Below are 21,678 nucleotides of genomic sequence, written 5' to 3' on the forward strand. Positions count from 1 at the left end.
CTCGGCACTACAGAAATACATGTGAATGACGTACATCAGACCACCGCCGCGCAGTTGCAGGACTCGGTCCGGGATCGGTTTCGGCTCGGTTGTCCCTCAGGCGGGCCGCGCCACCGAACGGCCGGATCCGGCCGCTAACCTTACGTATCCGCCCTGGCCAGGGATCAATTCCCGCAGTACGGACATTCATCGCACCCAACTCACGTGAAAGGCCTCGCCCATGGGCATTCGGAGCTTGCTGCGCAAGGTGTTCGGCCGTGACGTCACGGAGCAGGACGGCCCGACGACGGCCACGGTCCCGCCCCAGGGCGAGCGCACCCGGCCCACGGAGTCGTCCTCGGTGGCGGTGGACGAACCGGTCGTGCGGGCCGAGTCGGAGCCCGAACCCGCCCCGGCCGCCAAGGCATCGGTCCCGGCCCCGGCCTCCTCCCGGTCCACCGCGTCCCGGTCCGCAGAGGACGACGACAACCTGGCGACGGATCTGGTGGCGGCCGCCTTCGACAAGGCCGCCGCCCCCGCGCCCAAGGCCACCCCCACGGTTCCGCCGCAGGGCTCAGGTCCCAGGACGAAGGCCACGGAGGCAAAGCCGGAACCGAAACCGGAACCGGAGATGAAGCCGGAGCCGGCCCCGGTCGAGGCGCCGGCGGCTGTCGTGGCCCCGGAGCCCGTTGAGACCCCGGCGGAAATCCCCGCTGCCGAGCCGGTCACTGTCGAGCCGGTCGCCGCCGAGGCCGCTCCCGAGCCGATCACCATCGACATGGACCCGGACCCCGAACCGGAACCGGAACCCATCACGGAACCGGAACCGGAACCCGCACCGGAGCCCATCGCCGCAACCACCGAGCCCGTCACAGAGCCCACCCCCACGCCCACCCCAGCCCCCGCACCCGTCACCGCCCCCGCCGGTGGCAAGCCCGCGCTCTCCCTCGCCCGGGTCAAGTCCCGCGCGCCCGAGCTCGTCGCCCCGTACAAGGCCGCCCAGGCCGGGCTGAAGGCGCACGGGCTGACCGGCCTGCGGGCCACCGTCTATCTGGTCCTGGACCGTTCCGGCTCCATGCGGCCGTTCTACAAGGACGGCAGCGCCCAGCACCTGGGCGACCGCACCCTCGCCCTCGCCGCGCACCTGGACGAGAGCGCCACCGTCCAGGTCGTCTTCTTCTCGACGGACATCGACGGCACCGGCACGGTCGGGCTGGACGGCCACGAGGGCCGGATCGACGAGCTGAACGCGGGCCTCGGCCGGCTCGGCCGGACGAACTACCACCGGGCCGTCGAAGAGGTCGTCGCCCACTACGAGAGCTCCGGGGCGAGCGGCCCGGCGCTGGTGATCTTCCAGGTGGACGGGCCGCCGGACGCCAAGCAGGCCGCCCGCCAGGCGCTGGCGGACGCGGCACGGCTGCCGCTGTTCTTCCAGTTCGTCGGGTTCGGCGAGCAGGACTCGAAGGGCTTCGACTTCCTGCGGAAGCTGGACGCCCCGAACGCCGGCTTCTTCCACGCGGGCCCCGCCCCGCGCGAGGTCGCGGACGCCGTGTTCTACCGCGAGGTGCTCGCCGCACTGCCCGCGTGGGTCGCCGCGGGCGCCTGACCGGCCGGCAAACGTACGGTCACGGCGAGGCCGCCCTCCGGGCCCGGCACCGCCGTGACCGTACCGCCGTGCGCCTCCGCGATGGACCGCACGATCGAGAGCCCCAGCCCCGAGCCCGGCCCCATCCGGTCCTTGCCCTCGCCCCGCCGGAACGGCTCGAACAGCCCCGGGATGTCCGCACCGTCCACCACCGGACCGGTGTTGGACACCCGCAGCACCCCGTCCCCGCCCGCGATGGCCAGCGACATCTGCACCGTCCCGCCGGGCACGTTGTACGTCACCGCGTTGGCCAGCAGGTTCGCCACCAGCTGGGCCAGCAGCATCCGGTTCCCCCGCACCGCGCACCCGGCCACCGCCACGGTCACCCCCGGGTGCCGGGCCGCCTCCTCCGCCACCACCCGGGCCAGGTCCACGTCCTCCCGCTCGCCGTTCGCGAGCCCCCGCTCGCTGCGCGCCAGCACCAGCAGCCCCTCGATGAGCCGCTCGCTGCGCCGGTTGTTGTCCAGGAGCGTCTGCCGGGTCCGTACGAGGTCGTCCGCGGTCGGGTCGTCCAGGCCGACCTGGATCGCCGCCCGCTGGGTGGCCAGCGGGGTCCGCAGCTCGTGCGAGGCGTTGGCGATGAACCGCCGCTGGCTGTCGAAGGCCTTCTCCAGCCGGGCGAGCAGCGCGTCGAGGGTGTCGCCCAGCTCCTTCAGCTCATCGTCGGGGCCGCTGGAGGCGATCCGTTCGTGCAGCGTGTGCTCGGAGAGCCGGCGCGCCTTGGCGGTCATGACGTGGACCGGCCGCAGGACCCGCCCCGCGGTCCACCAGCCGACGCCCACCGCGCAGGCCGTCATCACGAGCAGCGCGGCGGCGGACCAGATGAGCAGCTGGTGCCCGGCCGCGTCGCTGACGTGGTCGGTGAGGTCGTAGACGGTCGGCGGGCCGAGGCTCCGGCGGGTGACGAGGGGGCCGTTCACCGCGTAGCCGGGCTGGACGACCGCGGCGGTGCGGGCGATGGAGCGGGCCTGCGAGTCCGTACCGGCGCGGGAGGCCAGGTTGACGGTGACCATCAGGGCCGTGCCGAGCACCAGGAACACCCCGCCGTAGACGAGCGCGATCCGGGTCCTGATCGTGGAGTGCGGCACCCGGGCCGGCTGCCTCACAGGGCGTACCCGACACCCTGCACGGTGCGGATCACCGCCGGTTCACCGAGTTTGCCGCGCAGCTTGCTCATGCAGACGCGGACGGCCCCGGTGAACGGGTCGGCGTTGGCGTCCCAGGCGCGCTCCAGCAGCTCCTCCGCGCTGACCGTCGCGCCGTCGGCCTCCAGCAGCAGCTGCAGCACGGTGAACTCCTTCGGTGAGAGGTCCAGCTCCTGCCCGTCGCGGGACGCGGTACGCCGCACGGTGTCGAGCCGGATCCCGTACCGCACCAGCTGCGGCGGCACGGGGCGGGCGCTGCGCCGCCGCAGCGCGCGGACCCGCGAGACCAGCTCGGGGAACTCGAACGGCTTGCCCAGATAGTCGTCGGCGCCCAGGTCGAGTCCGGAGACCCGGTCCTCCATGGACCCGGCTGCGGTGAGCATCAGGATCCTGGTGCGGGAGCCGGAGGCGACCAGTCCGCGGGCGACGTCGTCGCCGTGCACCCGGGGCAGGTCCCGGTCCAGGACGACGACGTCGTAGTCGTGCAGTCCCAGGTAGGCCTGGGCGGCGTCGCCGCTGTACACGGTGTCGACGGCGAACCCCGCCCGGCGCAGCCCGGTGGCGACCAGCTCCGCCAGGATCTCCTCGTCCTCGGCGACCAGTACCCGCATCGTGATGTCCTCTGCCTCGTCCATGCGTGTCCACTCCATCCCAGGATGCGTCTTTGCTACCGGAAGGGATGTTTCGCAAAGCTCTCCGCCTCCGCCGCCGCGTCCGCCGCCGCGCTTATCGGTGTGAGTGGATCTTCGTCGGACCGTTAGGATTTCGACCATGGCGGCCACTGGATCAGAGAAGCAGGGGGGCGAGGACGTGAAGAGCTTCTACGTCTCGACCCCCATCTACTACGTGAACGACGCTCCTCACCTGGGCCACGCCTACACGACCGTCGCAGGCGACGTGCTCACCCGCTGGCACCGCCAGCGGGGCGAGAAGGTGTGGTACCTCACCGGCACGGACGAGCACGGTCAGAAGATCATGCGCACGGCCGAGGCGAACAACGTCACGCCCCAGGCGTGGTGCGACAAGCTCGTCGAGGAGTCCTGGAAGCCCCTCTGGGAGCACCTCGGCATCGGGAACGACGACTTCATCCGTACGACGGAGAAGCGTCACACCGACCGGGTGCAGGAGTTCGTTCAGGACCTGTACGACAAGGACGAGATCTACAAGGGCGGGTACGAGGGCCCGTACTGCGTGGGCTGCGAGGAGTACAAGCTCCCCGGCGACCTCATCGAGGCGGAGGACGGCACGAAGCTGTGCCCGATCCACAAGAAGCCGGTGGAAATCCTCAAGGAGGAGAACTACTTCTTCAAGCTGAGCCAGTACGGCCCGAAGCTGCTTGAGTTCTACGCGGCCAACCCCGGGTTCATCCAGCCCGAGTCGGCCCGCAACGAGGTCGTGAACTTCGTGAAGCAGGGCCTCCAGGACCTCTCGATCTCGCGCTCGACCTTCGACTGGGGCGTCCCGGTCCCGTGGGACGACAAGCACGTCATCTACGTATGGGTCGACGCGCTGCTCAACTACGCGACGGCGGTGGGCTACGGCGCCAACCAGGAGAAGTTCGACGCCACGTTCCCGGCGAACGTGCACCTGGTCGGCAAGGACATCCTGCGCTTCCACGCGGTGATCTGGCCCGCGATGCTGATGGCGCAGGGTCTGCCGCTGCCCGGCAAGGTCGTCGCCAACGGCTGGCTGATGGTCGGCGGCGAGAAGATGTCGAAGTCGAACCTGACGGGCATCAAGCCGCAGGACCTGACCTCGCACTTCGGCGTGGACGCCTACCGCTGGTACTTCCTGCGGGCCATCGCCTTCGGCAGTGACGGCTCGTTCTCCTGGGAGGACTTCACCGCCCGCTACACCTCCGAGCTGGCCAACGACTACGGCAACCTGGCCTCGCGCCTCGCGGCCATGGTCGGCAAGTACTACGGCGGTGCGCTCCCCGAGGCCACGGCGGCGGGCGAGCCCGAGCAGGCGGTGCGGGACGGGCTGACGAAGGCCGTCGCGGAGGCCGACCGGAAGATCGGCGAGGAGCTGGACTTCCAGGGCGGCATCCTGTCGATCTTCGACTTCGTGAAGCAGGTCAACGGCTACATCACGGAGCAGGAGCCGTGGAAGGTCGCCAAGGACGAGTCGCCGGAGGGCCGGGCCCGCCTCGCGACGATCCTGTACACGGCCGCCGAGGCGCTGCGCGGTGTCGCGGTCCTGCTGAACCCCGTCATGCCGGACACCTCGCAGAAGCTGTGGGAGTCCCTGGGCGCGGAGGAGTCCCTGGGCGCGCTCGCCGACCAGCGCATGCTGGAGGCCGCCGACTGGGGCCGGCTTTCGCCGGGCGCGACGGTGACGAAGGGCGCGGTGCTGTTCCCGCGCCTGGAGGAGAAGCCCGAGTAACGGACGCGACCACGGCGAAGGGGCGGGACCGCGCACACGGCGACGGTCCCGCCCCTTCGTCCGTGTCCGTCAGCGCACCCAGTCCTTGAGCGGCCCGGTGTCCAGCTCGATGCCCACCGGCTCGGGCAGCCGGACGGTCTTGCCGAACGGGACGGTGACCACCGTCTCGTACCGCACCCCGTCCGGCTGGGAGTGCACCTTGACCTCGCAGGTCTCGCGGTCGATGAGCAGATACACCGGAATGCCGGTCTCCGCGTAGGCGCGCGGCTTCTCGATCCGGTCCCGGCGGTCGGTGTCGTCGTCGTACGAGGTGACCTCGACGGTCATGAGGACGTGGGCCGGGTCAGCCCATTCGCCCTGGCCGACGAAGGCGTCGAGACGGGCCAACGCGCCGTCCGGACGGGCGTTGCCCTTCCGGTACGTCTCGATGTGCAGGCCCTGCTCGCCGAAGAGCCAGTTACCCGGATCCGATTGCATGCAGATCTGCGTAAGCCAGACGATGATCCGCCCGTGGTCCCCGTCCGGCACAGCCTTTACCCCCAGTTTCCCGTTCACGAATTCCAGACGCAGCGCTTCGTCCACGCGTATGGCATGACGGGCCAGATCCTCGAAGGTCTCCTGGGTCAGTACCTCGTTGTCGATCACGGTCACGCCAGCCTCCTCGAATCGGTCGGGCAGATCCAGATTACGGGCTGGCGCCGCGGCGCGCGGTCGCTTTCAGGCGCTCAGGGACGCGGAGTCACCCATCACGACGACAGGGTCCTTGGCCGGGTCGAGGAGGCCGAGGAGCTCCTTCATCCGGTCCTCCGCGAGCGAGACGCAGCCCTGGGTGGGGCCGCCGTGGTCGACGTGGATCCAGATGCCGCCGCCGCGCTCGGCGCCGAGCGGACGGGTGTGGTCCAGGGGGGAGGCGCCGGGGACGCGGTTGTAGTCGATGGCGATGACGTAGTCGAACGAGCCCTCCAGCGGCTCCCCGTGGAAGCCCTCGCCCTCCACCTTGAAGTCCGGGCTCAGGTCGTACGGGAACGCCGTGGCCGGGGGGTCGAGCCGGCCGCCGGCCGCGGTCAGGGTGAAGACGCCGACGGGTGAGCGGAGGTCGCCCTCCCAGTGCTCGTCCGTCCAGCCGTTCAGGGCGTTGTGGGCGGGCCAGGGCGCCATGGCCGCCCGCCAGTCCGCGGTGGGGGTGTCGCGGGTGTAGAGCACGGCGGTGGAGCGGTTGGAGTCCATGGCCTCGCCGGTGACGACGAACGCCTGGCGGGTACCGGCCGGGATCGCCGCCCTGGTCCGAGGGCCGAGCCCGGGGATCTCCCGGGGCGGGGCCGGTGACGGTCTGGGCCGGGCGGCGGCGGGTCCGGCCGACGACGGCGCGGGGGACGCCGCGGGCGACGGCACGGTGGTCCGGGGCGGGCCGGGGACACCGGAGGCGCCCGGGGCCCCCTTGAGGGCGGCGCTGTCCCCCGTACCGAGGAGGCCGCCCGATCCGCACCCGGTCAGCAGCAGGACGAGTACGGCACAGAGGACATACGGCAGTCGCAGGGGCACGCACGAACGGGGCACGGACACGGAGGAGCTCCTCAGCAGTCGGTGGCGAAGCCGCGGCGGCTCGGCGGACACGGCCTGGGGTCCACGGCCTGGGGTCCGCTGTGCCGATGTCGGCCCAGGCAGTCTTTGCCGCAGCAGGGACCGGCCAATCCGGCGCCGGGGCCATCCGGCTGTACCCGTTCAGGTGATTCGTGTACTTGTATGCCCGGAGTCCAGGTGTGGGCAGCTCCCGCCAGGACGTGAAACAGCCCCCGGCCGACCGGCCGGGGGCTGTTTCACGTGGAACCGAAGCGGAACCGCTGACGCTACTTCGCGCCGGTGTCCCTGACGACCGAGTCCTTGGCCTCGGCCTTCTCCTTCGTGGCCGCGACCGGCTTGCGGAGCTGGATGTTCAGCTCGCGCAGCCGCGTCTCGTCCAGCACCGTGGGCGCGCCCATCATCAGGTCCTGGGCGTTGCCGTTCAGCGGGAAGGCGATCGTCTCGCGGATGTTGGGCTCGTCGGCCAGCAGCATCACGATGCGGTCGACGCCGGGGGCGATGCCACCGTGCGGCGGGGCGCCGAGGCGGAAGGCCTTGAGCATGCCCGCGAACTCGTGCTCCACGGTCTCGCGGTCGTAGCCGGCGATCTCGAAGGCCTTGATCATCAGCTCGGGCTCGTGGTTACGGATGGCGCCGGAGGACAGCTCGATGCCGTTGCAGACGATGTCGTACTGCCAGGCGAGGATGGACAGCGGGTCCTTCTCCTCCAGGTCCTGCAGTCCGCCCTGGGGCATCGAGAAGGGGTTGTGCGAGAAGTCGATCTTCCCGGTCTCCTCGTCCTTCTCGTACATCGGGAAGTCGACGATCCAGCAGAACCGGAAGACGCCGTCCTCGAAGTGGCCGGCGCGCTTGGCTGCCTCGACGCGGACGACCGACATGATCTTGGAGACCTCGTCGAACTCGCCGGCGCCGAAGAACACGGCGTGGCCGGGAACGAGGGAGAGCCGCTCGGTGAGCGTCTTGACGTCCGCCTCGGTGAGGAACTTGGCGATCGGGCCAGCCAGCTTGCCGTCCTCGCCGACCCGGACCCAGGCCAGGCCCTTGGCGCCGTGCTCGACGGCGTAGTCACCGAGGCCGTCGAAGAACTTCCGGGACTGGCCCGCGGTGTCCGGCACCGGGAGCGCGCGGACGTGCTTGCCGGCGAAGGCCTTGAACTCCGAGTCCGCGAAGACGTCGGAGATGTCCACGAGCTCCAGCTTGGCGCGCAGGTCCGGCTTGTCGTTGCCGTACTTCAGCATCGACTCGCGGAACGGGATGCGCGGGAAGGGCGAGGTGACGTGGCGGCCGTTGCCGAACTCCTCGAAGAGCTCGGTCATCAGCTTCTCGATCGGGCGGAAGACGTCCTCCTGCTCGACGAACGACATCTCGACGTCGAGCTGGTAGAACTCGCCGGGCGAGCGGTCGGCGCGGGCGTCCTCGTCGCGGAAGCAGGGCGCGATCTGGAAGTAGCGGTCGAAACCGGAGATCATCAGCAGCTGCTTGAACTGCTGCGGAGCCTGCGGCAGCGCGTAGAACTTGCCGGGGTTCAGCCGGGACGGGACCACGAAGTCACGGGCGCCCTCGGGAGAGGTCGCGGTGAGGATCGGCGTCGCCATCTCGTTGAAGCCGAGGGCCACCATCTTGGAGCGGATCGAGGCGATCACGGAGGAGCGCAGCATGATGTTGCGGTGCATGCGCTCGCGGCGCAGGTCGAGGAAGCGGTACTCCAGGCGCCGCTCCTCGTTGACCCCGTCCTCGGCGTTGATCGTGAAGGGCAGCGGGGCGGCCTCGCCCAGCACCTCGACCTCGGTGACCTCGATCTCGATCTCGCCGGTCGGGAGCTCCGGGTTGACGTTGTCGGCGCCACGGGCGGAGACCTTGCCGTCGATCCGTACGACGGTCTCCTTGGTCAGCTTCGCCAGGGCGTCGTTGCCGGGGGTGCCGGGGCGGGCGACGAGCTGCACCAGACCGTAGTGGTCGCGCAGATCGATGAAGAGGATGCCACCCAGGTCTCGGCGATTGTGCAGCCAGCCGCTCAGCCGGACGTCGGTGCCGACGTCAGAGGCGCGGAGCTCGCCGCAGGTGTGGGACCTGTACCGATGCATCGTCGTTCATCCAGTCTTCGCGGTTGGGGGCACATACAGCCACCCCAGGCTACCGCCCGCGACCCGGCCGTTTCATTGCCATTGTCCCCGGCGAGGACGCCGGGGGGCGTGGCAGCCGGGACCGCCGGTGGCGTTCGGGCGCCACATCTTCTTAAAGTGGGGCAATGCGCACCGAGGAAGTCCTGGCCGCGACCGCGACCGGTCTCTGGCGCTGGGACAACGCCGCCGGGACGGTCTGGCTCGACGCCGAGGCGGCCCGGCTGCTGGAGCTGCCCTCCGACTCGGGCCTCCTGCGTGAGTCGGAGGTGCGCTCCCGCTTCCACCCCGTCGACTGGAACGAGATCTACGGGGTGGTCAACCTGGCCGTCGCGGAGGGCACGCTGGCCGAGGCCCGGCTGCGGATCGTGGACGGCCACGGATGGGTGATACGTACCGTACGGAGCCGTTCCCGGCCGCTGCCGCCCACGGAGGGCAGTGACGCGGACTACCTGCTGGTCGGCACCCTCCAGGAGGTGGCGGATCCGGAGCCGGGCGCCGACGGGGCGCAGAACCGGATCACCGGCGACTGGCGCCGGTCCCGGGAGGCGTTCCTGCTGGACGCGGGACGCGCACTGGCCGAGGCCCGGTCGACGGCGGAGGTGCTGCGGGTCGCCTACTCGCTCTCCATGCCGGGGTTCTCGCCCGAAGGGCTGGCCGTCTTCGGGGTCGAGGGCGAGCGGCTGACGATCGTCGGACACCACGGCCAGCACGCCGGTGACGAGGGACCGTTCAACGACATGCCGCTGGAGACCGACTACCCGGCCGCCGAGGTCGTGCGGACGGGGCGGGCGATCTACCTGCCCAGCCCCGAGGAGTACGTCCACCGCTACCCGGCCACCTGGCCGCTGGCCCGCCGGTTCGGGCGCCGTTCCTGGGCCTTTCTGCCGCTGATCGTGGCGGGCCGCACGATGGGCGCCTGGATGGCCGGCTTCCGGCACCCGGTGTCGTTCTCGCCGGACGAGCGGTCCGTGCTGACGACGGTGGCCAGGATGCTCGCGCAGGCGCTGGCCCGCGCCGGGATCGCCGAGACCGAGCGGGAGCTGTCCGAGGGGCTCCAGCGCACGATGATGCCGTCCCTGGGGACCGGCATCCCGGGGATGACGGTGGCCGCGCGGTACGTGCCGACCGGGGGCGGGCTCCAGGTCGGCGGCGACTGGTACGACATGATCCCGCTGCCCAACGGCCGGGTCGCCCTCGTCATCGGCGACGTCCAGGGCCATGACGTGCGGGCCGCGGGGCTGATGGGCCAGTTGCGGATCGCCCTGCGCGCGTACGCCTCCGAGGGGCACCGCCCGGACGCGGTGCTCTCGCGGGCCTCGCGCTTCCTCTCCGGGCTCACCGACGCGAACGAGGACGCGGAGCACACCGGACCGCGCTTCGCGACCTGCCTGTACGCCGAGGCTGACCCGGCCACCGGCACCCTCGACATCGCGCGGGCCGGGCACCCCGACCCCGTGGTGATGACGCCCGACGGCACCGCGTTCATCCGGCAGACCTCGGGCGGGCTCCCGCTGGGCATCGAGGCGGACACGGACTACCCGACGACCCGGTTCACCCTGGAGCCAGGAGAAACGATCATGCTCTGCACGGACGGGCTGATCGAGACCGGCGGGCACGACCTGGCCACCGGCTGGGTCCGGCTGCGGCCGATCCTGGAACGGCACACCAGCGATCTGGAGAAGCTCGCGGACGCCCTGGTGCAGGCGGTGCACGGGCCCACCTCGCACTACACGACGGGCCCGCTCTCGGACCGCCGCGAGGACGACGTCGCGGTGCTGCTGCTGCGCCGCGAGAGCCCGGCGACCCGGCTGACCCCGCCGAGGCGGACCGCGCTGACCATCGCCCAGGCCGAACCGGAACGGATCGCGGCGGCCCGGCAGCAGGTGCGCGAGATGCTGCACGACTGGGCGGACCCGGAGCAGGTCGACTCCGCCGTGCTGATGCTCTCCGAGATGGCCACGAACGTGCTGGTCCACACGGACGGCGACGCGCTGATGGTGGCGCAGGCCAGCGGGGAGCACGGGGAGCGGCGGCTGCGGGTGGAGGTGGCCGACGGCAGCGACGAGCTGCCGCACAAGCGGCGGCCCGGCGAGATGGCGTCCAGCGGGCGGGGACTGGTGCTGATGGAGATGCTCGCCGACGCGTGGGGGGTGGACCCGCGCGGTGAGGGCAAGTCGATCTGGTTCGAGCTGTACGAGTCGGCGGAGCCGGTGGAGTTGGCGGAGGTGGAGCCGGTTCCCTTCCCGGAGCCGTAGCCGGGGCCCGGCTCTGCGTGGGCGGTCTGTTCGGGCACTCCGGCGCGTTCGGGCACTCCGGCGCGAGGGTTCCGTCCTCAAGCGCCGGACGGGCTGGGTGTGCCCGGCGGGCTGGGTGTGCCCGGCGGGCTGGGTGTGCCCGGCGAGTCGGGTGTGCCCGGCGAGTCGGGTGTGCCCGGCGGGTCGGGTGTGTCCGGCGGGTCGGGTGGTTCGCCCGTTCCGCGCTTGCGCAGTTCACCGAGGACGCCGAACGCCGCCGCGCACACCGGGACCGCGAGCAGCATCCCCAGCAGGCCCGCCACGCTTGCGCCCGCCGTCAAGGCGATCATGATGGTGGCGGGGTGCATCTGGACCGTACGGCTCTGGATCACCGGCTGGAGGATGTGACCCTCCAGCACCTGCACGGCGAGCACGATCCCGAGCGCCCAGAGCGCGATCACGAAGCCCCGGTCCGCGAGCGCCACCAGGACCGCGACGGCCCCCGAGATGAACGCCCCCAGATACGGGATGTAGGCGCCGACCAGCACGAGCGCGCCCAGCCCCACCGCGCCGGGCACCCGCAGGATCAGCAGGCCGACCGTGATGCAGACGGCGTCGATGAGCGCGATGAACGTCGTACCGCGCATGAAGCCCTCGACGGCCTCGAACGCGCGCCTCCCCATCGCCTCGACCAGGTCACCTGCGCCGCGCGGGGCGACGGCGTGCGCGAGGTGCGCGGCCCGGTCGGCGTCGCGCAGGAAGAAGAAGGTCAGCAGGAGCGCGAGGACGCTCGTGGCGATGAGCGAACCGACCAGACTGAGGCCGCTCAGCAGCCCGCCCGCGGCGCTCGCGCCGAACTTCTCGACGAGCTTCTTGCCACTGTCGGCCAGGTTGTTCACGTCCGTGTTGCCGGTGACGCCGAAGTGGTCGACGACCCACTGACCGGCGTCCTTCAGCGACTGCACGATCTGCTCGCCGGTGTCGACGAGGGCTGCGACGACGATGTATCCGGCCCCGCCGACCACCGCGACGAGCAGCACGCAGGTGAACCCGGCCGCCACCGAACGGTTCACCCCGTGCTTGGTCAGCCGGCGGTGCACCGGGCCGAGCAGCGCCGTACCGAGCAGCGCGAGCAGGACGGGGGTGACGGCGGTCTTGAGCGCGACGCAGAGCCAGATGGCCACCGCGGCGACGCCGGTGACCAGCAGGACGACACCGCACCAGGCGGCCAGTCGCCGGGCACCCACGGGCAGGAGGGGCTTGGGGGTCTGCACCCTCCCCACCCGATCACGTCCCGGGGACGGTGTCCCGCCCGCGCCGCCGTACGAGTGACGAACCGTCATACGGCGGCGGCGCGGCTCACATCACGCGGACGGCGCGGCTCACATCCCGTGGACGGCGGGCACGGTGCCGAGGCGGCCGGCCTGGAAGTCCTCGAAGGCCTGCTTCAGTTCGGCCTGGCTGTTCATCACGAACGGCCCGTAGTGCGCCATCGGCTCCCGGATGGGACGCCCGCCGAGCAGGACGACCTCCAGATCCGGGGTGTTGCCGTCCTGCTGCTCGTCCGCCCGGACCGTCAGCGAGGAGCCCTCGCCGAAGACGGCGGTCTGGCCCATGTGGACGGGCCTGCGGTCCTCGCCCACGGTGCCCCGGCCGGCCAGCACGTAGGCGAGGCCGTTGAAGTCCTCGCGCCACGGCAGGGTCACCTCGGCGCCGGGGCGCACGGTCGCGTGGATCATCGTGATGGGGGTGTGGGTGGCACCGGGGCCCTGGTGTCCGTCGAGCTCGCCCGCGATCACCCGGAGCAGCGCGCCGCCGTCCGGGGAGGCGAGCAGCTGCACCTGGCCGCCGCGGATGTCCTGGTAGCGCGGGGCCATCATCTTGTCGGCCTTGGGCAGGTTCACCCAGAGCTGGAGGCCGTGGAAGAGGCCGCCGGAGGTGACGAGCGACTCCGGCGGGGCCTCGATGTGGAGCAGCCCGGACCCGGCGGTCATCCACTGGGTGTCGCCGTTCTGGATGGTGCCGCCGCCACCGTTGGAGTCCTGGTGCACGAAGGTGCCGTCGATCAGGTAGGTGACGGTCTCGAAGCCGCGGTGCGGGTGCCAGGGGGTGCCCTTCGGCTCACCGGCCGCGTACTCCACCTCACCCATCTGGTCCATCATGATGAACGGGTCGAGGTACTTGTAATTGATACCCGCGAAGGCGCGGCGCACGGGGAATCCCTCGCCCTCGAAGCCGCTGGGCGCCGTGGTCACGGCGAGCACCGGACGGGCGACGGCGTCGCCAGAGGCGGCGACCTTGGGCAGGGTCAGCGGGTTTTCGACGGTTACTGCGGGCATGGGAGCCACCTCCGGGGACTGTTCTGCGTTCAATTTAGTTGAATGGTGAACATCCTGCAAGGCGGCATCCATTCCCGCGCCCCCGCCGCGCACGAGGATCGGCCCCAGGAGGATCGGCCGCCAGGAGGATCGACCCCCCGGATGGGTGAGTGGTACCTATGGGTCAGCTCTGTCCCCTCTCGGCGGCCCACGGGGAGGCCGCGACGTCCCGCCGCGACGGAGGGGGAGCCGAGCCGACACCGAGGGGGACGAGTGAACGAGCTGACCGAACGGGTACGCCAGCGCTTCTACGGGCTGATCCACCGGAATCCCGGCTGGTCGCTCGAACAGATGGCGGCCGAGGCCCGCTGCTCCCTCGCCGAGGCGGATCAGGCCTGCGACGCGCTCTGCGCCGTCGGCCTGCTGGTCCCCTCGTGGTCGGCCCCCTGCGGCTACGTGACCGTCACCCCGGAGGCCGCGCTGACCCGGCTGTTCTCCGCCGAGGAACGCCAGACCGAGGCGCACCTGCAGCATCTGGCCAGGATCAGGGGCGCGGTCGCCTCGCTGATCGGCGGCTATCCGCGACTGCACGACGAGCGGCGGGAGTCCGTCGAGATCGAGACCCTGCCGACGCCGGCGCTGGTGAACGCCTTCCTGGAGGACGCGGGCAGCACCTGCGGCGTGCGCATGCGGTCGATGCACCCCGGCGGGCCGCCGCCGGAGGAACTCGTGGACGCGATGCTGCTGCGGGACAAGGAGATGGAGAGCCGGGGCATCCGGGTGGAAACGCTCTACTCGCGACGGACGGCCGAGGTCCCCTACATGGCGGCGTACCTGACCGACGCGGAACGGATCGGGCGCGAGACCCGCACGGCGGACTACCTGCCGCTGCGGATGATCCTCTTCGACGACGACCTCGCGGTGCTTCCGATCAACCCGCAGGACAGCAGCGAGGGAGCCTCCGCCATCCACGGCCAGGCGCTGGCCAGGTCCCTGCACGCGCTCTACGACTACTGCTGGCACACCTCCACGCCGCTGCGTCCCGCGGCCCCGGCGGCCGCCCTCGCGGAGGAACTCGACTCCCAGGACCTCATCGTGCTGCGCATGCTCGCCGACGGCGTCAAGGACGAGGCGATCGCCCGTCATCTGGGCATCTCCTCCCGGACGTTGAGCCGGTACATGACCGGCCTCACGGACCGGCTGGGAGTGCACACGCGCTTCCAGGTGGCCCTGCGTGTCGCGGAGCTCGGGCTGCTGGACTGAGACCGGCTCCGAGCCGCACCCCCCTACATAAGGCGGGACACCCCTTACGGGAGATTCTCACATTCTGAGACAAGGACGGGGTGTGGCGCCCTGTCGCCATGGCTGATGGCCGCCGCACGCAACGTCTTGCCCCGTGAACAGGCGCGGCAGCAGCATGGATTCCGCCGGCGACGAGCGGTTGCGACCGCCCTTCTCTCCGCCGGATTCCGCACTCGCCAGACGCACCGGGGGACAGCTATGCCTGCACGATTCCGCGCCTTCCTCTGTACCGCCTTCCTCTGTACCGCCCTCTCCTGTACCGCCCTCCTCACCGCGACGGGAACGGCCCACGCCTCGGCGGCGGAGCCGGCCGCCGGAGCGACCGTCGTGGACCGGCCCGAGGGCGACAACGGCTGGTGGTAGGTGCGCGCCCCGCGCCACCCGCCCACCCGCCCAGTCCGCGCACAGGAGAGTCCGATGGATGTCATCGCCGCCGCACCACCCGGTCCACCCGAGCCGGTCCTCACGAACGGCCTCGCCCTGGCCGCGCACCACGACCGCACCGTCGACGTCGCCGTCGTGGGCATCGGCTACGCGGGCCTGCCGCTCGCCGTGGCCGCCGCCGCGGGCGGACACCGCACCCGCGGACTGGATCTGAGCGACTTCCTGGTGGCTCAGGTCAACATCGGGCGACCGCCCGTCGACACGGTGACCCGTGCCGAACTGGACGCCGTGGGCCCGTTGCTCGACGCCACCACGGACCCCGCGTTCCTGAGCGAGTGCTCCGTCGTCGCCCTGTGCGTTCCCACGCCGGTGGACACCCACGGCGTGCCGGACCTGGAGCCCCTGCTCTCCGCGGTGCGCACGGTCCGCCAGCACCTGAGCCCCGGACAGCTGGTGATCATCGAGTCCACTACGTACCCCGGGACCACCGACGGCGTCATCCGCGACATCCTGGAGGAGTCCGGCCTGACCGCGGGCAGCGACTTCCACCTGGCCTTCTCGCCGGAGCGGGTGGACCCGGGCAACACCCGGTACGGCTTCCACAACACGCCCAAGGTGGTCGGCGGGCTGACCTCGGCGTGCGGTGCCCGCGCCGCCGCGTTCTACGCGGGACTGACCGAGCGGGTGCACGTCACCCGCTCCAGCCGTGAGGCCGAGGCCGCCAAGATCCTCGAAAACACCTACCGCCAGGTGAACCTGGCCCTGGTCAACGAGTTCGCGCAGATCTGCCACCGGCTGGGTGTCGACGTCTGGGAGACCATCGAGGCCGCCGCGACCAAACCCTTCGGCTTCACCCCGTTCCGTCCCGGCGCGGGGGTCGGGGGCCACTGCATTCCGGTCGACCCGCTCTACCTCGTGCACCGCGCGACACAGGCCGGGGTGCCGTTCCGGATGGCCGAACAGGCGCAGCGGATCAACGACTCGATTCCCGTCTGGGTCGCCTCCCGGGCGCAGGAACTGCTGACGGCGAACAGGATCAACGTCCGCGGGGCCAAGGTGCTGCTGCTGGGCGTCACCTACAAGCCGGACGTCGCCGACATCCGCCACTCGCCGGCCGAGCCGCTCGCCCTCGAACTGCTCGGCGCGGGCGCCGACGTGATGTTCCACGACCCCTACGTCACCACGTTCTCCGCACGCGGCCGCGCCGTGCCCGCCGGTCAGGACCTGGTGGCCGACCTCGCCGCCGCAGACCTGACGATCGTCGTGCAGCGGCACCGGATGTACGACGACGGGCTACTGGCCCACGCACGGCTCGTCCTCGACCCCGGCGGCCCCGGCACGACGGAGGAGGGCGGGAACGCATGACCCGGAACCCTGCCGTCGCGGACCTGATCCGCGGCCACGCGGCCGGCCGCCCCTCGGACATCGCCCTGCGGACCCCGGCGGGCACCGTGACCTACGCCCAGCTGTGGAATCGCGCCGAGCAGGCCGCGCTCGCCCTCGCGGGCCGCGGCGTACGGCGCGGCGACACCGTCCTGGTGCGCCTGCCCTCCGGTCCGGAGGCGGTCGTCGCCATGCTCGGCACCTGGCTCGCCGGCGCCGCGTTCGTACCCGTCGACACGGCGACCCCGGCGGAACGGCTCGCGTACGTGCTCCGCGACAGCGGCGCCACCGCGGTCCTCGACGACAGCACGGCGCTCCTGCCGCCCGCCGGGGACCCGGCGGAACCGGCCGGCCCGCACAGCGCGCGCACCGCCGACGACGAGCAGGGCGCGTACGTCATCTACACCTCCGGGTCCACCGGAGCGCCCAAGGGTGTCCTGGTCGGGCACGGGGCGCTGACGCGTCATGCCGGCGCGGCCGTGGACCTGTTCGGGCTCGGCCCGCACAGCACGGTGCTGCAGTTCGCGAGCCTCGGGTTCGATGTGGCCCAGGAGGAGATCTGGCCGACCCTCGCGGCGGGCGGAACCCTCGCCTTCCACGGCGCGGGCGGCGTCCCCGACACCGTCCGGCTCGCCTCGGCCGCCGAGGAGCTGGAGGTGACGGTCCTTCAACTCCCCACCGCCTACTGGCGCATGCTCTGCGCGGAGCTCGACGGCGAGCGGGAGCCCTCCTTCGCCGGGGTCCGCACGGTGGTCATCGGCGGCGAGAACGCCACGTCAGCCGACGCCCGCACCCACCGCCGCACCCCCCTCGCGCACACCGTGCTGGTGAACGGGTACGGCCCCACCGAGACCGTGGTCACCGCGACCGCCCTGGTGCTCGCCCCCGGCGACGAGGTGCCCGGCACCGACGGGCTGCCCATCGGGGAACCGGTCGGCGGCCGGGTGGCACGGGTGCTGGACGAGGACCGGCGGCCCGTCGCGGAGGGCGCACCGGGCGAACTGTGGATCGGCGGCGAGCCGCTGGCCCTGGGCTACCTCAACGACCCGGCGCGGACGCGGGAGCGCTTCCTGCCGGATCCGTACGCGGCGACGCCCGGCGCGCGGATGTACCGCACCGGCGACATGGTCGTGCGCCGGGAACACAGCGGCCTCGAATTCCTGGGGCGCGTCGACAACCAGGTGAAGGTACGCGGCCACCGCATCGAACTCGACGAGGTCGACCGCCACCTGCTCCAAGCCCCCGGGATCACCTCCGCCACCGCCTTCACCCTGGACGACGGGGCCGGCGGGAACGTGCTGGCGGCCGCCGTCGCCCGCGAAGGGGACGGCCCCGACCCCCGGGCGGTCCGGGAGCACCTGCGCGAGCGGGTCCCCGCCTACCTGGTGCCGGGCCGCATCGCCGTACTCGACCGGATGCCCCTCACCACCTCCGGCAAGACCGACCGGCGCGCGGCGGCGGAGGCCGCGGCGGCCGTCCTCGCCGCCGGGGTGACGCCGGAGCGCGAGGACGAGGCGCGCTCCCCGCTGGACACGGTTCTCGCCCTGCTCCGCGAACTGCTGCTCGCGCCGGGGCTCGGACCCGACGACGACTTCCTCGCCCAGGGCGGCGACTCCCTCATGGCGCTGCGCGTCTGCGGGCGGATGCGGGCACGGGGCATCTCCATGACCCCCGGCGACCTGCTCGCCGGACGCACCGCCCGCGCCGCCGTCTCCCGCGCGGAGGGCCGCCGCGCGCCGGCCGCCGTCGAGGAGGAGCCCGCAGGGCCGCTCGACCTGCTGCCCGCCCAGCACCGCTGGCTGGGCGACGGCGAACTGCCGGACCGCGACCACTTCTGCCTGAACGCGCTGTTCACCACCGACTCCGGAATGTCCGCGCACCGCCTCGCCCGGGTGGCCGGGGCGCTGCGCCGACGCCACCCCGCGCTGCGCACGGCGCTGCGCGCGGACGGCACGGCCGAGCTGCGTGAGACCGATCCTTCGGACGCCGTCCGCGTCGTCGACCTGTCCCCCGTCCCGCCGCGCGAGCGGGCCGCCCGGCTGGAGGAGGCGCTGGCCGAGGCGCAGACCTCGATGTCGCTCGCCGAGGGCCGGGTCCTTCAACTGCTGTACGTGGACGGCACGCCGGACGGGGCCAGACTGCTGCTGACGGTCCACCACTTCGTCCTCGACGGGGTGTCGATGGGCCTGCTCGTCGACGACCTCGAACTGCTGCTAGGCGACGGCCGGACGGGGACCGCCGCGACGGGGCCCCGGGCCGTCGGCGCCGCGCTGCGGGACTGGGTGTGCTCCGGGCAGGCCCGGCAGGACGCCGCCGAATGGGCCGGGAAAATCGTGGAGTTCGCCGCGATCCGGCCGGACGCGGAAGGCCCCGCACCGCTGTCCACGCTGCGCACCCACCGCTTCCGGCTGCCCCCGGACCTCACGGGGCAGGTGCTCCACCGCCTTCCCGCCGCCGGTGTCGCCCCGCACGACTTCGCCCTCGCCGCTCTCGTCGGCGGTCTGGCGGCCTGGACCGGGGAGCCCGTGCACGGGGTGGACGTCTACGCGCACAGCCGAGACGTGTCCCCCGGGGACCTCGACCTGTCCCGCACGGTCGGCTACGTACAGAGCACCTACCCGGCCGTACTGCGGTGGGAGGGCGAGGGCTTCGGCGCCCTGGCCGCCGCGCTCGACGGGCCGGCCGCGCTGCCCGAACGCCGCTACGGGTTCGACGCGTTGCGCTTCCTCTCGCCCGATCCCGAGGAGCGTGCCGCCCTGGCGGCCCGCCCCCGCCCCCGGGTCCGGCTCAACTTCCGGGGTCATCTGCTGCGGCTGGAACAGCGCGCGCCCGGTGCGGTGCTGCGGCCCGCGGACGAGAGCTTCGGCGCGCACCGCTCGCCGCTCCAGCGGGAGCGCTATCTGCTGATGGCCGAGGGGGACATCGTCGACGGGGAGCTGGAGATGAGCCTGAAGTACTCCACGGTCCACTGGAGCGCGGAACGGATCGAGGAGCTGGCCGGCCACATCGACCGCGTGATGCGGCAGGCCCTGGACTCCCCCGAAGGGCCTGGAGCCGCGACGGACACCGGCCGTCCGGTGAGCGGAGGTGTGCGATGACACCGCGCCCGCCCGTGGTTCCCGGCGTCCCGGCAGAGCACCAGCCCGCCCTGGGCAGTGCCCCGCGGTGGCCCCTGGTGCTGTACTTCCACCACGTGCACCCGGACGTGCGGCACTACACCGCGCTGTCCCCGGACGCGTTCGAGCGGGGCCTTGAGCAGGTGCTCGAACGGTTCGACCCGTACGATCCGGCGGACCTGCTGGCCGACGGGGGCCCTCGCCGGCCCGACCGCCCCACGGTGCTCGTCACCTTCGACGACGGCTACCGCGACAACACCACCCACGCACGGGACATCCTGGACCGGCTCGGCGTCCGTGCGGTGTTCTTCGCCTGCACCGGACTGCTCGGCCGGCGCAGCCCCCGTCCGCGCGAGGACCACCTGACGTACGAGGAGTGCGACGAACTGGCGCGGGAGGGGCACCTGATCGGCGCCCACACCCGCACCCACCCGCACCTCGACCGGATCCCGCCGGCCGAGGCCCGCACCCAGAGCCTGGGCTCGCTCGACGACATCCGCGAGCGGTACGGGCCCGGCCCCGCCCGGCTGTTCGCCTACCCCTACGGCGGAGTGCCCGACGAACCGCCGCTGCCCGACGACGTGCTGGCCTTCGGAACGGTCCGCTCGCCCGCCACACCGTGGACCGCGGACCAGCTGCGGATCCGCAGAACCTATCTGCCCTCGGGGGCGGCCGGCACCTGGGCCGGACTGGTCCGCCACTGGCGCACCGGGTGGGACGGACCGACCGCTTCCGGGAGGGAAGAGAGATGACCGAACAGAAGACCTGGCGCACCCGGTTGACCGGGGCGCTGCCCGCCACCAGGGAGTCCCGGATCATCGCGGTCAACGCGCTGATCGGCTCCATGGGAACCGGCATGTTCCTGGCGAGCTCCGCCCTCTACTTCACGCGGTTCGCCGGGATCAACGAGACACAGCTCGGCGTGGGGCTGGGGATCGCGGGCGTGGTCGGGCTCGCCACCACCGTGCCGATGGGCATGCTCGCCGACCGGTTCGGCCCCAGGAACATCATCCTGGTGGTCTGCCTGTGGCGGGCCATCGGCTACCTCGCCTACCTGAGGGTCGACGGGTTCAGCCAGTTCGTGGTGACGGCCAGCCTGCTGTACATCATGGACCGGGCCGGACAGCCCCTGAACCAGGCCCTGGTGGGCCGACTGATCACCGGAACCGAACGCAACCGCACGATGGGATTCATCCGGTCCCTGCGCAACCTCGGCTTCACCGTCGGGTTCTCGCTCGCCGGGATCGCCCTGACCACCAATTCGAAGACGGCGTTCCACTGGCTCTTCATCGGCAACGCGGTCAGCTTCCTGGTGGTGTTCGCCCTCGTCTGGATGCTGCCCCGGGTCGGCCCGGCGGTGGCCAAGGACAAGGGGGACGGGAAGAGCGCGAAGGCGGTGGTTCCGCCGATCCGCGACTGGCGGTTCGTGGCGGCCACGGCGGCCAACGGTGTGATGTTCCTGCACGACGCGATCCTGATCACCGTGCTGCCGCTCTGGGTGGCCGAGCACACCGAGTCACCGATCTGGATGATCACCGTCCTCGTCACCACCAACACGGTCCTCACGGTGCTGGCCCAGGTCAGGGTGACCCGCCATATCGCGGACCTGGCGACCGCGACCCGGGCCACCACCGTCTCGTCGGTCCTGTTGCTGTTCGCCTGCGTCGCCTTCGCGGCGAGCGGCTGGTCGGACACGTCCGGCTGGGCGATCGTGACGCTGGTGACCGCCCTGCTCCTGCTGACCTTCGGGGAACTGCTGCACTCGGCCTCGTCCTGGGAGATCTCCTTCGCGATGTCGCCGGAGGCGGCCCAGGGCCGGTACTTCGCCTTCTTCAACGTGGGCTTCTCGACGGCGGAGATCGCCGGCCCTGCCGTGGTGCTGTGGCTCCTCTCCCGGACCGGGCCGGGCGGCTGGCTGATCATCGCGGCCTGCTTCCCGCTGTCCGCGGCCCTGAGCTGGCTCGGCACCCGGCAGAAGCCCCAACCGGCCACCGCGGGGCCCACCACCACACCGCACGCGGAGCCCGTACCCGCGACAAACGGCTCCTGACCGACCGCACCGACCCATTCCCACCCCTCGGTG

The 21,678-nt window shown here is 71.9% G+C and carries 16 protein-coding genes; 9 read left to right on the plus strand and 7 right to left on the minus strand.

The window, feature by feature from the left end; translation table 11 throughout:
* Positions 1-220 precede the first annotated feature (220 nt).
* Positions 221-1,585 carry a VWA domain-containing protein gene (locus ACZ601_RS18810; protein ID WP_469539168.1) on the plus strand — a complete coding sequence of 455 codons (1,365 nt, stop codon included), beginning with the start codon at positions 221-223 and terminating at the stop codon, positions 1,583-1,585.
* On the opposite strand, the gene ACZ601_RS18815 is transcribed toward ACZ601_RS18810, so the two are convergent.
* Entirely contained in the window at positions 1,534-2,730 is a 1,197-nt protein-coding gene (locus ACZ601_RS18815) for a sensor histidine kinase (protein WP_469539170.1), read from the minus strand. The genes ACZ601_RS18810 and ACZ601_RS18815 overlap by 52 nt on opposite strands.
* The gene (locus ACZ601_RS18820) at positions 2,727-3,380 is read right to left on the minus strand and encodes a response regulator transcription factor (protein WP_073733731.1); all 654 of its coding nucleotides are present in this window, start codon (positions 3,378-3,380) and stop codon (positions 2,727-2,729) included. Before ACZ601_RS18820 ends, ACZ601_RS18815 begins: the two co-directional genes overlap by 4 nt.
* Positions 3,381-3,540: 160 nt before the next feature.
* On the opposite strand from ACZ601_RS18820, the gene metG reads away from it, so the two are divergent.
* A complete protein-coding gene (gene metG, locus ACZ601_RS18825; protein WP_469539173.1) occupies positions 3,541-5,154 on the plus strand; it encodes a methionine--tRNA ligase in 1,614 nt (537 codons plus the stop codon).
* 69 nt (positions 5,155-5,223) lie between these two features.
* Here metG and ACZ601_RS18830 read toward each other — a convergent pair whose 3' ends face one another.
* The 3 genes from ACZ601_RS18830 to aspS form a co-directional block, all read right to left on the minus strand.
* A complete protein-coding gene (locus tag ACZ601_RS18830; RefSeq protein ID WP_440578801.1) occupies positions 5,224-5,805 on the minus strand; it encodes a Uma2 family endonuclease in 582 nt (193 codons plus the stop codon).
* Positions 5,806-5,871: 66 nt separating this feature from the next.
* On the minus strand, positions 5,872-6,717 hold the full coding sequence (locus ACZ601_RS18835) for a L,D-transpeptidase family protein (protein ID WP_469539176.1): 846 nt from the start codon (positions 6,715-6,717) through the stop codon (positions 5,872-5,874).
* 284 nt (positions 6,718-7,001) lie between these two features.
* The gene (gene aspS / locus ACZ601_RS18840) at positions 7,002-8,819 is read right to left on the minus strand and encodes an aspartate--tRNA ligase (RefSeq protein ID WP_440578201.1); all 1,818 of its coding nucleotides are present in this window, start codon (positions 8,817-8,819) and stop codon (positions 7,002-7,004) included.
* 164 nt (positions 8,820-8,983) lie between these two features.
* Here aspS and ACZ601_RS18845 point away from each other — a divergent pair, with 164 nt between their 5' ends.
* Entirely contained in the window at positions 8,984-11,113 is a 2,130-nt protein-coding gene (locus ACZ601_RS18845) for an ATP-binding SpoIIE family protein phosphatase (RefSeq protein WP_469539179.1), read from the plus strand.
* 77 nt (positions 11,114-11,190) lie between these two features.
* Here ACZ601_RS18845 and ACZ601_RS18850 read toward each other — a convergent pair whose 3' ends face one another.
* Both ACZ601_RS18850 and ACZ601_RS18855 read right to left on the minus strand, forming a co-directional pair.
* Positions 11,191-12,366 carry an AI-2E family transporter gene (locus tag ACZ601_RS18850; RefSeq protein ID WP_469539180.1) on the minus strand — a complete coding sequence of 392 codons (1,176 nt, stop codon included), beginning with the start codon at positions 12,364-12,366 and terminating at the stop codon, positions 11,191-11,193.
* Positions 12,367-12,474: 108 nt separating this feature from the next.
* Positions 12,475-13,431 carry a pirin family protein gene (locus ACZ601_RS18855; protein ID WP_469539183.1) on the minus strand — a complete coding sequence of 319 codons (957 nt, stop codon included), beginning with the start codon at positions 13,429-13,431 and terminating at the stop codon, positions 12,475-12,477.
* A 252-nt stretch (positions 13,432-13,683) separates the two neighbouring features.
* Here ACZ601_RS18855 and ACZ601_RS18860 point away from each other — a divergent pair, with 252 nt between their 5' ends.
* From ACZ601_RS18860 to ACZ601_RS18885, 6 genes are all read left to right on the plus strand, one after another.
* Positions 13,684-14,673, plus strand: coding sequence for a LuxR C-terminal-related transcriptional regulator (locus ACZ601_RS18860; RefSeq protein ID WP_469539186.1), 990 nt, complete (start codon positions 13,684-13,686; stop codon positions 14,671-14,673).
* A gap of 237 nt (positions 14,674-14,910) precedes the next feature.
* Positions 14,911-15,075 carry a hypothetical protein gene (locus tag ACZ601_RS18865; RefSeq protein ID WP_469539189.1) on the plus strand — a complete coding sequence of 55 codons (165 nt, stop codon included), beginning with the start codon at positions 14,911-14,913 and terminating at the stop codon, positions 15,073-15,075.
* Between the two features lie 54 nt (positions 15,076-15,129).
* Positions 15,130-16,461 carry a nucleotide sugar dehydrogenase gene (locus ACZ601_RS18870; RefSeq protein WP_469539191.1) on the plus strand — a complete coding sequence of 444 codons (1,332 nt, stop codon included), beginning with the start codon at positions 15,130-15,132 and terminating at the stop codon, positions 16,459-16,461.
* Complete coding sequence (locus tag ACZ601_RS18875; RefSeq protein ID WP_469539194.1) at positions 16,458-19,577, plus strand: amino acid adenylation domain-containing protein; 3,120 nt, start codon at positions 16,458-16,460, stop codon at positions 19,575-19,577. The genes ACZ601_RS18870 and ACZ601_RS18875 overlap by 4 nt, the downstream gene beginning before the upstream one ends.
* Complete coding sequence (locus ACZ601_RS18880; RefSeq protein ID WP_469539196.1) at positions 19,574-20,347, plus strand: polysaccharide deacetylase family protein; 774 nt, start codon at positions 19,574-19,576, stop codon at positions 20,345-20,347. Before ACZ601_RS18875 ends, ACZ601_RS18880 begins: the two co-directional genes overlap by 4 nt.
* Positions 20,344-21,645, plus strand: a complete 1,302-nt coding sequence (locus ACZ601_RS18885; protein ID WP_469539199.1) for an MFS transporter — start codon at positions 20,344-20,346, stop codon at positions 21,643-21,645. The genes ACZ601_RS18880 and ACZ601_RS18885 overlap by 4 nt, the downstream gene beginning before the upstream one ends.
* The last annotated feature ends 33 nt before the right edge of the window (positions 21,646-21,678 follow it).

This window comes from Streptomyces sp. NPDC104307 (assembly GCF_055584045.1).